The 12,577-nt window shown below is 63.6% G+C and carries 10 protein-coding genes and 1 tRNA gene; 4 read left to right on the top strand and 7 right to left on the bottom strand.

All coding sequences use genetic code 11. From position 1 onward, the window contains the following. Both WEA77_RS13460 and WEA77_RS13455 read right to left on the bottom strand, forming a co-directional pair. Positions 1 to 283 (bottom strand): DUF6538 domain-containing protein (locus tag WEA77_RS13460; protein ID WP_368068395.1); only part of this gene is annotated, 283 nt, incomplete at its 3' end. A gap of 122 nt (positions 284 to 405) precedes the next feature. Further along, positions 406 to 482: transfer RNA gene (locus WEA77_RS13455), tRNA-Asp, on the bottom strand. 191 nt (positions 483 to 673) lie between these two features. Here WEA77_RS13455 and WEA77_RS13450 point away from each other — a divergent pair. Further along, positions 674 to 3,496 (top strand): AsmA family protein, encoded by a 2,823-nt coding sequence (locus WEA77_RS13450; RefSeq protein WP_368068394.1) that lies wholly within the window; start codon positions 674 to 676, stop codon positions 3,494 to 3,496. Here the strand turns inward: WEA77_RS13450 and WEA77_RS13445 are convergent. From WEA77_RS13445 to WEA77_RS13435, 3 genes are all read right to left on the bottom strand, one after another. Then, entirely contained in the window at positions 3,493 to 5,892 is a 2,400-nt protein-coding gene (locus tag WEA77_RS13445) for a putative bifunctional diguanylate cyclase/phosphodiesterase (protein WP_368068393.1), read from the bottom strand. The two genes, WEA77_RS13450 and WEA77_RS13445, sit on opposite strands and share 4 nt — an antisense overlap. Before the next feature lie 114 nt (positions 5,893 to 6,006). Beyond that, on the bottom strand, positions 6,007 to 7,542 hold the full coding sequence (locus WEA77_RS13440) for a cryptochrome/photolyase family protein (RefSeq protein ID WP_368068392.1): 1,536 nt from the start codon (positions 7,540 to 7,542) through the stop codon (positions 6,007 to 6,009). 14 nt (positions 7,543 to 7,556) lie between these two features. Then, positions 7,557 to 8,228: a DUF6134 family protein gene (locus WEA77_RS13435; protein WP_368068391.1), complete on the bottom strand. Its 672-nt coding sequence runs from the start codon at positions 8,226 to 8,228 to the stop codon at positions 7,557 to 7,559. Positions 8,229 to 8,453: 225 nt separating this feature from the next. Here WEA77_RS13435 and WEA77_RS13430 point away from each other — a divergent pair, with 225 nt between their 5' ends. Genes WEA77_RS13430 through metC form a run of 3 tightly spaced genes read left to right on the top strand, consistent with a single transcriptional unit; the run spans position 8,454 to position 11,471 of the window. Next, complete coding sequence (locus tag WEA77_RS13430; protein ID WP_368068390.1) at positions 8,454 to 9,458, top strand: cysteine synthase A; 1,005 nt, start codon at positions 8,454 to 8,456, stop codon at positions 9,456 to 9,458. A gap of 4 nt (positions 9,459 to 9,462) precedes the next feature. Continuing rightward, positions 9,463 to 10,308, top strand: a complete 846-nt coding sequence (locus tag WEA77_RS13425; RefSeq protein ID WP_368068389.1) for a sulfurtransferase — start codon at positions 9,463 to 9,465, stop codon at positions 10,306 to 10,308. After that, positions 10,305 to 11,471, top strand: a complete 1,167-nt coding sequence (gene metC / locus WEA77_RS13420; protein ID WP_368068388.1) for a cystathionine beta-lyase — start codon at positions 10,305 to 10,307, stop codon at positions 11,469 to 11,471. Before WEA77_RS13425 ends, metC begins: the two co-directional genes overlap by 4 nt. Positions 11,472 to 11,474: 3 nt before the next feature. Here metC and WEA77_RS13415 read toward each other — a convergent pair whose 3' ends face one another. Together WEA77_RS13415 and WEA77_RS13410 are read right to left on the bottom strand one after the other, a co-directional pair. Beyond that, positions 11,475 to 12,248, bottom strand: coding sequence for a C13 family peptidase (locus WEA77_RS13415; RefSeq protein ID WP_368068396.1), 774 nt, complete (start codon positions 12,246 to 12,248; stop codon positions 11,475 to 11,477). Between the two features lie 111 nt (positions 12,249 to 12,359). After that, on the bottom strand, positions 12,360 to 12,577 hold a 218-nt coding region (locus WEA77_RS13410; protein WP_368068387.1), incomplete at its 5' end, for a hypothetical protein.

The following is a 12,577-nucleotide window of genomic DNA, read 5'->3' as shown; positions in this document are numbered from 1 at the left end:
CCATACGGTAGCGACTCCGGACTGCTTCGCCCGCATCACGATTGGCGGCAGGCCCTGCTTCCTCAGCGATCTGGAGCGAAGCCCAGTACTGGTCGTCGGCCTCAGCCAGGAGGTCACGTTTGTAGCGAGCCTGATCAAGGGACGTTGTGCCCAGCGACTCCTTGATCCGCCTGCGCGTATCGAGGCGCGCAAACCGGCCCGGGACCCGGCGGTTATACCACCAGACCCGGCCTCTTTGTTCGAGGTAAGAATTGTCTTCGACGCGCTTCATTACGTCGGCCATTGGTCCACAATCTGGTCCCAATTTGGTCCACAGATTCCGGCCATTTTACGCAACGAGATCCAAACGGATCCCGAAAATCCGTTTAACATCAAGTGCTTATTAGGAGTCCATTTCGGTAGAAATGGCGCGAGTGACGGGGCTCGAACCCGCGACCTCCGGCGTGACAGGCCGGCACTCTAACCGACTGAGCTACACCCGCGCATTTATCTTGGCCGCCCTTTCGAGCGAAGCGCCTCTCTAATCGCGGCGGCCTGCCGGGTCAAGCGGTCCTGTGGAGCGCCTTGCAGTGCCACGAAAAGGGCCCATTTCCTGCCATTTATGCTTCAGCTGCCATTCAACCGACATAGTATCGGTTCATCCGCTAACCAGACCCAAACACGGATTCGGACCATGAAGCGTATCGCTCTGATTGCAGGCGGAATTTTTGTCATTCTGATCGGCGTGGCCCTGACCCTGCCATTCCTGATTCCGAAATCCGTCTACGGTGCCCAGATCGAGCGCGCCGCGGGCGAAGCCCTGCAGCGGAAGGTGACCCTCGACGGCGAGGTCCGCCTGTCGCTTTTCCCCCGGATTGCGGCCAGCGTCGGAGGCATGAAGGTGGCCAATCCGGACGGATTCGACGGCCCATACATGATCGAAGCGGGCGAGCTGCGCGGCGCCGTGAAATGGGCCCCGCTGCTGTTCGGCCAGCGTGTCGAAGTGCACGAGCTGGCCTTTGTCGATGCGTCCGTGTCGCTCCAGAAAAAGGCCGACGGCACCACCAACTGGGTGCTGGAAAAGGCCCCGCCCTCGGGCGCAGCCCCCAGCGAAGGCGGCGGCTTCAACGGCGCGGTGGAGCATCTTCGCCTCGAGAATGCGAGCCTCACCTACCAGGATGACGAAACCGGCGCGCGCTACGAATTGCGCGAACTCGACCTCACCGCGGCGATGACGGCGCTCGACCAGCCGTTCAAGCTCGACGCCAGGGGTTTCTTCCAGAGCCAGCGGTTCGATATCGAGGCGAACCTCGACTCGCTCGATGCCGCCACCACCGGCAAACCTGCCACCCTCGAAGCCACACTCGGCACCAGCTTCGGTAAGGCCCGTTATGACGGCACTATCGCGCTGGGCGAAGTGCCCACGCTCGACGGCACGTTCTCTGCCAGCTCCGAAGCCGTCAGCTCCCTGCTCGCCTACGCAGACGTCGAAGTGCCCTTCGATCTTGCCAAGCTCGGCAAAATCAATGCGGAAGGCGATGTGTCCGGTACGCTGGAAACCCTCGCCATCAATGTGAAGCGGTTCTCCCAGTCGTCCGATCTCGCGAAGACCGGCTTCACCGGCAAGATCAATCTCGGCCCCGCGCCAACCATCGAGGGCGACTTCGCCTTCAATGCGCCGAAGATCGACGCGCTCGCGAAATTTGCCGCGATCGAGCTGCCGCTGAATTTAGCCCCGCTCGGCACGCTGGATGTCGAAGGCAAGGTGAGCGGCGCGTTCACCCAGCCCGCGCTCATGTTCGAAAAACTGCGCGTGAAAGGCCCGCTGATCACCGCCAACTATTCCGGCGCCGTGACACTGGGTGAGGCACTCCTCGTCAACGGCAAGCTCAGCTTCGACACGCCAAGGGCCGGTGAACTGGCGACGCAGCTGGCGGTCGAGGTGCCCGCTGCCAGCGCTCTGGAGAAAGTTTCTTTTACCGGCAACATCAGCGGCGGCGCCGAAGCCCTCCAGCTGTCCGCCATCGACTTCAAGCATGACGGCGACTTGCTGACGGCCGTCTATACCGGCGATCTCGGCCTCGCCGAGCCCGGCGCTTTCAAAGGCAAACTCAACGCCTCCAGCCAGAAGCTGCGCCAGCTGCTCTCTGCCGCTGACGTGGAACTCGCGCCCGGCAATGCGATACAGACCTTCGCGGCCACCAGCGATGTCAGCGGCACCTTCACCAACATCGCCCTCTCGGCGCTGGACCTGAAGCTCGACAACATAACCGCCAAAGGCAATGCTGGTATAGACCTGAGAGGATCAAAGCCGCGCCTCACCGGCAAGCTTAACATGGGCAACCTGGACCTCTCGCCCTTCCTCGCCCCGGCCGACCAGACCGCTCAGCCGATGAAGATCGAACCCTGGAGTAATGACAAACTGGACCTCGCCGGCCTCTCTGCCGCCGACGCCGACCTGCAGATCACCACGACCCAGATAAGCCTCGGCAGCGTCAAGCTGACCGACGCTGCGCTGACCGCGAAGCTGACCGACGGCAAACTCGCCGCTGACCTGTCGAAGTTCAAGGCCTTCGGGGGCAACTGGGAAGGCCGGATGACGGTCGATGCGGCGTCCGCCGTACCCGCCGTCACCTTAGCCATGCAGGGCGACAGCGTTGCGATGTCGAACCTCCTCGGCACGCTCGCGGGCTTCGACAAGCTCGCCGGCACCGGTGCCTTCAAGCTGGACGCAACCACGCGCGGCGACTCGCTCGACGCCCTGGTGCGGGGACTGAACGGCGAAGTCTCGACCAACCTCGCCGAAGGCGCCCTGAAGGGTCTCAATGTCACACAGATGGTACGTTCAGCCCAATCGCTGCAGACGGCCCTCACCACCGGCAAGCTCAATTCAATCGACTTCCGCAGCGTGCTCTCGCCAACGGCCGAGACGGACTTCACCAGGTTCGACAGTGTGCTCAAGATCAGGAACGGGGTCGCGAACGTTGATATCCTGAAACTGATAAGCCCGGCCCTCGGCATCGACGGCAGCGGCAGTATAGACCTCGGCGGCCAGAGGCTCGACCTGCGCCTTGCCACCGCCATCGACCGGACCGGCACCGGTCAGGGCGCGGTCGTGCAGCTGAACGGTATTCCGGTGCCAGTGCGCCTGTCGGGCAGCTGGAGCCAGTTGAAGGTGACGCCGGACTTCTCCGGTGTGCAGGCCGCACTTCAGGCCGAACTCAAGGGCAAGCTGATCGACGAAGTCACCGGCCGCGGCGGCGACGCTGTGGGCGGCATCATTGGCGGCATCATTGGCCAGCCGGCAAAAACACCGGCTACGGGCGCCCCGCCGGTTGACGGCGAAACGGACGCGCCCGCCGAGACCGCCCCGCCGCGAGATGTCGAGAAGGAACTGGAAAGCGCCGCCGAGAAAGCAGCCCGCGATGCCCTTGGCGGCCTGTTTGGCCGCAAGCGTGCACCCACTCCGCCTGCCGAGCCGGAGCCCGCGCCTGCAGACGAAGAGGCGACGCCCTAGGCGCGCTTCTCGCTGGTGAAGGGCACAACATTGACCTCGCCGGGTGCCTCTATGGACTGCACGTCTGCGGTCTCGCATTCCGGACGGCGGCGCACATCGAAGATATGTGTCAGGTAGTCGAGCGGCTGTGCGCGGCTGATGAAGAAGCCCTGCAGCTCGTCGCAACCTTGCTCGCGCAGGAAGTCTGCCTGGTAGAGCGTCTCGACGCCCTCAGCCGTGCACCGCATGCCAAGCGATTTCGCGAGGCTCAGTGTCGCCATCGCGATGGCGCGGCTTTCCGGCCGCGACTCGATATCATTCACAAAGCTCTTGTCGATCTTGATCTTGTCGAACGGGAACGCGCGCAGGTAGCTCAGCGAGGAATAGCCGGTTCCAAAGTCATCCAGCGAGATGCGCACACCGAGGTCCTTGATCTGATGCAGGCGCTTCAGCGTGAACTCCGTGTCCGTCATCAGCACGGATTCGGTGATCTCGAGTTCCAGCCGGTTGGGCGGGATGTTGTGGGTGGCCAGCGCGTTGACGATGGTCGACACCAGTGTCGTAGAGTGGATCTGTAAAGGCGAGATGTTGATCGCGACCTTGATGGTCTCCGGCAGGCGCGCCGCTTCCGCCAGTGCCGCACGGATTACCCATTCACCCATCCGCGTGATCAGGCCATTGTCTTCCGCAAGTTCGATGAACTCCTCCGGGAACACCAGTCCGCGCGACGGGTGCTGCCAGCGCAGCAGCGATTCCACGCCGAGAACCTTGTGTGTGCGCGCATCGACGATTGGCTGGAAATAGATCCGAAGCTCGTCATTGTCGATTGCGCGCTCGAGTTCGGCTTCGATCTGTACGCGGGCAAGCGCGGTGGCTTGCAGTTCATTGGTGAACATGGACCATTGTGCCTTGCCCGTCCGCTTCGCTTCATACAGCGCCAGGTCCGCGTGCTTGAGCACTTCGCGCGTATCAGTCGTGTACGTATCAAACACACGCACACCGAACGAGGCCGAGCAGTGCGCCGTCGAACCCCAGATGTCATACGGCTTGCGCATGTGCTCTGTGAGGCGGTTGAAAAAGGCCTCCAGCACGCCGCCAGAGGGGCGCTCTATGAGGAGCGCAAACTCGTCGCCGCCGAGACGGGCCAAGTGGTCGTTCTTCTCGGTCATCTCCTTAAGGCGTGCAGAGACCTGGCGCAGCAATTCATCACCCGCCGGGTGACCCAGCGTGTCGTTGACCCATTTGAAGTTATCGAGGTCCAGCCACAACAGCGCCCGCACCGTGTTCGGCGCCTGCGGTTTGCGGATGACCTTCTCCAGATAATCCTGCAGCGTCGCGCGGTTCGGCAGCCCGGTCAGGCCGTCATAATGCGCCATGTAGGTCATACGGTCTTCGATCTGCTTGGACTGCGTGATGTCCGCCGCAACGCCGCGGAACCCGCGGAAGTCCGGCCCCTCGAAGATCGGCTTGCCGGTCAGCGATATCCAGCACTCCTCTTCGCGTTCGCCGGCAACCTGCAGCACGATATCGCGAAACCCGGCATGCCGGGCGAGCGATGCCTCCAGTGCCTTTCGCGCTTTTCCGGCGACGAACACCAACGTCAGCTGCGCGCCGACCTTCATGAAGCTTGACGTGTCCGAACTCGTGTCGATCACCAGCGGAATGTCTTCCAGGGTGCCAGCTGTGTCGGTCTGCCACAGCCAGTCAGATGTGCTTTCCTCGAAATCGCGCAGCAACAGTCCGATCAGTTGCGTCTGCTCCTTTACAGCTGCTTCGCTGAGGTGCTGCTCCACGAACAGCTTGTGCGACCAGCGCACCGCAAAGAACAGGACGCCCAGGTAGACAACGATAAGAACCGTGATGAGCTGGTATGCAGCGCCCTCCTGCAGCAGCATCGAAAGGCCGAGCCCCGCGCCGATAGGGGTCATCAGGGACAAGGCGGCGCCAGGCAGGCGTGACAGCAGGAAGCTTCCGGCAAACATCATGCCGGTAAGCACGAAAGCCATGACCATCTGGGCCTGAAGGTCAGCCATATGCATCACCAGCAGGGGCGCCACGGCCCAGGACAGGCCAATGATCAGTGCGGCGCTGGACATCGCATCAACATGCGCCTGCGCGAGGTGCCCACGGATGTTCGCCCTGCGTATCCGGACATGCCAGAGTGCGGCGAGGCCGGTGATGAAGATGATGCAGAAACCCCAGATTGCGAGAAGGCTGCCCGCCTCGGACTGACGGAAAGACAGAAGGACGACGGCCACATTCAGCAGGTTTGCGAACAGCAGGACAAAAACCATGCTGCTCACGGTATCGATCTGCTTCTTGAGCAGGCCCGGGCGGTACTTTTCCGGAACAGGAATGTCCCGGAGGAGCCCGCGCAGCGACCAGAAAGTCGCCGGCGAGAGGGTCTGCTGTTCCATCCGTGTCTCTCCGGCCCCTTCAACAGGGGCTCTCCACTCGGCGGGATAGCACAACAGGTTAAACCTCCCGGAACCGCGTTGCGTGAAATTGCCCGGCTGGTATTTACCGCCCGTTCACGAACCTGCCCTGCATCCGCTCGCAAGATAGGCTGAAGCCTCGCCGCGCATGGCTGTTAATGCTGCCGGATCCAGCCGGTCCAGCGCTTTGTAGATCAGCGCCATTCGGGGGTTTCCGGCGAGACTTTCGCGGTTTCGCGCTATGAAATCCCAGTAAAGGTAGTTGAACGGGCACGCCTTGGGACCTGTCTTTGCGTTCACGTCATAGGCACAGCTGCCGCAGTAATCAGACATTTTGTTTATATAATTTCCGCTGGCAGCATAGGGCTTCGAGGCCATCAGCCCCCCATCGGCGTGCAGCGCCATGCCATGCGTGTTGGGCAGCTCCACCCATTCATAGGCGTCCGCGTAAACACTCAGATACCATTCATTCACCCTCGCCGGATCGAGCCCCGCGATCAGCGCAAAGTTCCCGGTCACCATCAGTCGCTGGATATGGTGCGCATAGGCGTGCCGCTTTGTCTGGGCTATAGCCTCGGCCATGCAGCGCATCCGGGTCTCGCCGGTCCAGTAAAATTCCGGGAGCGGACGATGCGCGTCCAGCGTATTCGTCTGCGCATAGGCCGGCATCTTGAGCCAGTAGATGCCGCGCACATATTCCCGCCAGCCGATGATCTGGCGGATGAAGCCCTCCACCGAATTCAACGGCGCGCGCCCTGCCCGCCATTCGGCCTCCGCCCGGCAGCAAACGTCCAGCGGGTCAAGCAGGCCGCAATTGATGTAGACCGACAGCAGCGAATGCCACATCCAGGGTTCGCCCTTTGCCATCGCATCCTGCCAGTCGCCGAAGCCCGCCAGTATCTCGCCGATAAAATGGTCGCGCGCTGCTTCCGCGCCCGCCCGCGTGGTGGCAAACCCCCAGGGCTCCAGATCCCCGAAATGATCGGGGAAGCGCGCCGCAACGAGATCGATCACCTCGCGGGTCAGCCCATCTGGCTCCGGTAGAAAACGCGGCGGCGGCGTGAGTGATTTCGGCAGACGCTTGCGGTTGTCATGGTCGAAATTCCACTGTCCGCCCGCTGGTTCCTCGCCGTCCATCAGCAGGCCTGTCCTGCGCCGCACATCGCGGTAGAAGAACTCCATCCTCAGCTGCTTGCGCCCCTTCGCCCAGGCGAAGAATTCTGTGAGCGGCACAATGAACCGTGTGTCTTCGCGCAGCTCCACCGGCACCGGGAAGAGGTCGCGCCAGGTTTCCATGTCAGTCAGCAGGCGCCATTCGCCTGGCTTGGTCACCACCACACCCGACAGTCCGGGCATGGCATCCAGCGCCCGGGCAACTTCGCCCCGCAATGACCCGGTATTGCCGGCGTCATCAAGTTTCACATAGCGCACGTCATGCCCGGCCGCGCAAAGCTCTGCTGCGAAGTGGCGCATGGCAGCGAACAGGAAGGCGATCTTTTTCTTGTGATGGCGCACATAGGTCGCTTCCTCGCTAACCTCGGCCATCAGGATCACATCCGACGACTGCCCATCGCGGAGAGAAGAAAGCTCCGGCGACAGCTGGTCGCCGAGCACCAATCTGAGAACACCCATCCCCCGCCCGGCGCCTAGTAGAGGGCGTCGAGCACATACTCGATCTGCTGGCCGCGCGCCTCGAAGGCGAGCTTCACCCAGCGGCCCTCGTCGTCATACCAGAGGTCAACGTCCAGGGCAGAATCGAGCAGATAGCGATTGGCTTCAATACTCCGGTTCCCGGCCTTGATGGTCTCGCGGCCCTTGTTGACGACCTTCACATTGAGGATCTCGCCATTACCGGTGGAGATCAGCTTCGTCGTCTGCGTCTGGGCATAGTTCCAGTGGCTCGCCGGAACCGTGCCAGCGGGCGCAACGCCGTTGAACACCGTGCTGTCAACGTTCAGCGCTTCGCCTTTGCGCCTGGCCGATAAGGTGGCCTTCTTGCCGTCATCATTCAGCTTGCCGCTGACCTCGACCAGTTTGCCATTCAGCCATTTCTCGGTGGCGTCCAGCTGGTAACGGAACACGGTCACCGGGCCGAGGCCTGCCTTGAGGGACACTTTCGTATTGGCCACCAGCGTGCCGTCGGCTGCTTTCTCGAAGGTCACCGCATGGCTGCCGAAAGGCTTGCCCTCGCGCAGCACGTTGAAACGGATCACATCGCCCGCTTCCGGCTGCCAGGACCTGGGCGAGATTTCCGCCGCTGCCCCCAGCGCCGAAGCCGCGAGCAACAGGAGGGAGAGGGCAGCGCGTTGAGCGTTCATGAAAATCTCCAGGCTGATCGGTGTGAAGGCGATGCCGCAGCCTTGGCGGGTATACCCTTGAGCTACGCCCGGCTGGCGGGAAGGTTGCGCAGGCGCCTTTCACAGGTTCGTATCTCCTTACGCCGAACGGCGGGGATTGGATCAAAAGCCCGGCTGCCCGTTGCCCCGGGCGGCGCAGCCCCTTAAGTCTGAGCCACTGGCCTCAATCACAGGAAACACCGCCGCATGACCGTTCACCGATCGATCGTTGACCTGATCGGCAACACGCCGCTGCTCCGCCTGAGGGCAGCGTCAGACGAGACCGGCTGCGAAATCCTGGGCAAGTGCGAATTCCTGAACCCCGGCCAGTCCGTCAAGGATCGCCCGGCCCTCGGCATCGTCCGCGAAGCCGAAGCGGCCGGCCTGCTGAAGCCCGGCGGCACCATCGTGGAAGGCACCGCCGGCAATACCGGTATCGGCCTCGCCCTCGTCGGCAAGGCGCTGGGTTACCGGGTTGTCATCGTCATGCCCCGCACCCAGAGCCAGGAGAAGAAGGACGCCATCCGCCTGCTCGGCGCGGAGCTGATCGAGGTGGACGCCGTCCCCTATGCCAATCCCAACAATTACGTGCGCTATTCCGGCCGCCTCGCCGAGGAACTCGCCGCCAGCGAGCCGAACGGCGCGATCTGGGCCAACCAGTTCGACAACCAGGCCAACCGCCGCGCCCACTATGCCACCACCGGCCAGGAAATCTGGCAACAGACCGGCGGCAAGCTCGACGGCTTCGTCTGCGCTGTCGGCTCCGGCGGCACGCTGGCCGGGGTCTCGCTCGCGCTGAAGGAGAAGAACAGGAATATCCAGATCGCCATCGCCGATCCCGGCGGCGCGGCGCTGTACGAGTATTACAGGAACGGCGAACTGAAAGCCGAGGGCACCTCGATCACCGAAGGCATTGGCCAGGGCCGCATCACGGCCAATCTCGAGGGCATCGAGGTCGACAAGGCGTACCGCATCAACGACGACGAAGCCCTCACAGTGCTGTTCAGGCTGGTCGAGGAGGAGGGCCTCTGCCTTGGCGGCTCGGCGGGCGTCAACGTGGCGGGCTCCATCCGCCTGGCCCGCGACCTTGGTCCCGGCCATACAATCGTGACGATTCTCTGCGACTACGGTAACCGATACCAGTCCAAGCTCTACAATCCTGAGTTCCTGCGCGCAAAAGGATTGCCCGTGCCGGCCTGGATGGAGAAATAGAGACATGGAAACCGGTGACCCCCTCGTCAGCGCAGAATGGCTGACCAAGAATATCGAAGCCCCCGATGTGCGCATCGTGGACGCGACCTGGTTCGCGCCCTTTACGAACCCGCCCGAAACGGGGCGTCAGGCCTGGATGCGCGGCCATATTCCGAAGGCCGCGCACTTCGATATCGATGATATCGCCGACACGTCCTCGCACCTCCCGCACATGCTGCCCGATGCTGTGAAGTTCTCCTCGCGCGTGCGCCGCCTCGGCCTCGGTGACGGCAACCGCATCATCATCTACGACCAGAACAACTTCTTCGCCGCCGCTCGCGCCTGGTGGATGTTCCGCGTCATGGGCCACAAGGATGTCCAAGTCCTTGATGGCGGCCTCAATGCCTGGGTCAGCCAGGGCGGCGCGCTGGACGACATGCCCCCGACCACCGGCGAGCGCCACTTCACGCCCCGCGTGCGCACCGATCTCGTGATGGACGCAAAGGCCCTCGAAAACCTCCTCGGCACTGCGCGCGCCGTCATCATCGACGCGCGCCCGGATGGCCGCTTCTTCGGCCGCGATCCGGAACCGCGCGAGGGCCTTCCCTCCGGCCATATCCCGGGCAGCGTCAACCTGCCGGGCGGCAAGCTGATCACCGGGGACGGCCGCATGAAGCCGGTGGCTGAGCTGCGCAAACTGTTCAGGGATCCGCTGGCGCCGACCGTGACGACCTGCGGCTCCGGCGTAACCGCCGCGATCACCGCCCTCGCCCTCGCCCGCCTCGGCAATTATGATGTCGCCGTCTATGACGGGTCTTGGACGGATTGGGCGTCCGATCCCTCGCGGCCGATCGCGAAAGCCCCCGCATGAAGAAGGACGAGGCCGCCCCGGAAACGCGCCTCATCCACACGCGCGCCGGGCGTCTTGACCGGGTCACGGTGAACCCGCCGTTGGAGCGTGCCTCCACTGTTCTGTTCCGGGACGAAGCCGGCCTCTACGGAGCCAAGCCCACCTACGGCCGCATGGGCCTGACCGTGCACCGCGAACTCGAAGCGGCCATGGGCGAACTTGAAGGCGCCAGCCATACCCGCCTCGCGGGTAACGGCCTGCAGGCCTGCGCGCTGGCCATTGCAAGCGTTGTCAGCACCGGCGACCATCTCCTGTTTTCCGATAGCACCTATGGCCCCACCGCCCGCTTCTGCGAGCGCCGTCTTAAGGCCATGGGCATAGAGGCCGAACGCTTTGACCCGCGCTCCGGCGGGGAGATCGCCTCTCTGTTCCGGCCAAACACCAAGGCTATCTTCCTCGAGGCACCGGGCTCGCTCACTTTCGAGATCACGGATACGCCGGCCATCGCAGCCGCTGCCTCGCAGCGGGGTATACGGACGATCCTCGACAATACCTGGGGCGCGGGCCTCCTGCACCAGCCGCTGGCGCTGGGCGTGGATATCTGCGTCCAGGCGCTGACCAAATATGCCGTCGGACATGCCGATGCCTTCGGCGGCGCCGTGATGACGCGCAGCAGCAGCCTTTACACGCGCATAGCCGCAGCCTCCGAAGACTGGGGCATCACGCTGGCGCCGGACGACGCCTACCTCGCCCTCCGGGGCCTTCGCAGCCTGCATACGCGCCTGAAGGCCCATGAGGCGGCGGGGCTCGAAATGGCGCACTGGCTGGCGGGCCGGCCGGAAGTGGCGGACGTGCTCCACCCGGCGCTGCCTGGTAGCCCGGACCATGTCCTCTGGCAGCGCGACTTCACCGGCTCCAACGGCCTATTCGGCGTCATCCTGAACCCGGTCCCCGAAGGCAGCCTTGAACGATTCTTCGGGGCGCTCTCGCTCTTCTCGCTTGGCTTCTCCTGGGGCGGCTTCGAAAGCCTGATCATCCCCTGCGACCAGCAACTCGAGCGCATGAAAGGCAGCTGGACCGAAACCCGCGCTGGCCCGCTCTTGCGCGTGCATATCGGCCTTGAATCCACGCGCGACCTGAAGGCCGACCTCGAGGTCGGCTTCAAGGCTCTCGCAGGGCGCTGACGCTCAGCCGCCGGCAGGCGCCGGGCGCTCGAAGTTCTGGAAGATCAGGAAGTCCTCGACATCCGCGCCGACGGCCGACAGCGGCTCCGACGGCGGCCAGAGATGCTCCGCCCGCTCGCGCTTGGCGACACAGCGTTTCGACATACTGGCGAGGTGCACAAAGTCATCCGCCGCCTGCAGCGATTCCAAAATGCAGCCATCGAAGTAGGGATACTGCGCATCCGGGCTGCACCCGAAGGAGGAACGATCGGGCCGCGCGGCTGTCATCACCATCCGGTTCGGCGCCGAAAGTTCTTTCAGGAACACGCCCGAGAAACAGGCCGAGACGACCACCACCGTCGGACGCTCCCCGCACCATTCGCCGACCAGTGTTTTCATGCGGGTCGGGCTCAAAAAGCCTTCGCGGCCGAGAACGATGCCGTCCTCGTTGCCGTGCGATGTAAAGTAAAGCAGGCAGCCCGCAGGCGCGGCCTTGGCCTGCTTGCCGAACGCCGAGAAGACTTCTTCTGAGGACAGTGAGAAGCCGCCCAGCTCACGCGGGCGCAGCGACATGTTGGTGATGTTGTCAGGACTGAAACCGGCACCGACAAAGCCCTGCGCGAGCGCCTTGCGGGAATTCTCGAAGGCCTCGATCGGCGTGCCGTCACCGGCGCGCCAGTCCGCCGCCAGGATGCCCACCGCCCAATCCTGGAATCCGGCCCCGGCCTTGAACCCGGCCCCGGCAGTTTCGCCCTGCGCCTGCGCCCGCCCATCAAGGCAGGCCGCCGCCAGAAGCATCAAGGCCAACAAAGGCTGCAACCGCATCACAGGGCTCCCGATAACCTGTTCCCGATGACATAAGATCAGGCCCGCGACGCCCGCGCAAGGCACCAGAGTGAGTGCGCGGCCCTACTGCGGATAGGTGTCCAGCGACGGTTCGCGCAGCCAGCAATCACAGCCGCCATCATACTGGAAGGCCTCGCCATAATCGTTGATGCGTGTCGCGACGCCATAGTTCCAGCCGTGCACGAATTCGTAGGCCGGGTCGCCATAGCGGTCCGCAAAGCCGTCGCCGGTGTCATCGCATACCGGATTGCGCTGGGCATTCAGGCCGCACTCATAGGGGG

The organism is Hyphomonas sp., assembly GCF_040882205.1.
Lineage (GTDB): Bacteria > Pseudomonadota > Alphaproteobacteria > Caulobacterales > Hyphomonadaceae > Hyphomonas.
This window is presented reverse-complemented; position numbering and strand designations above follow the sequence as displayed.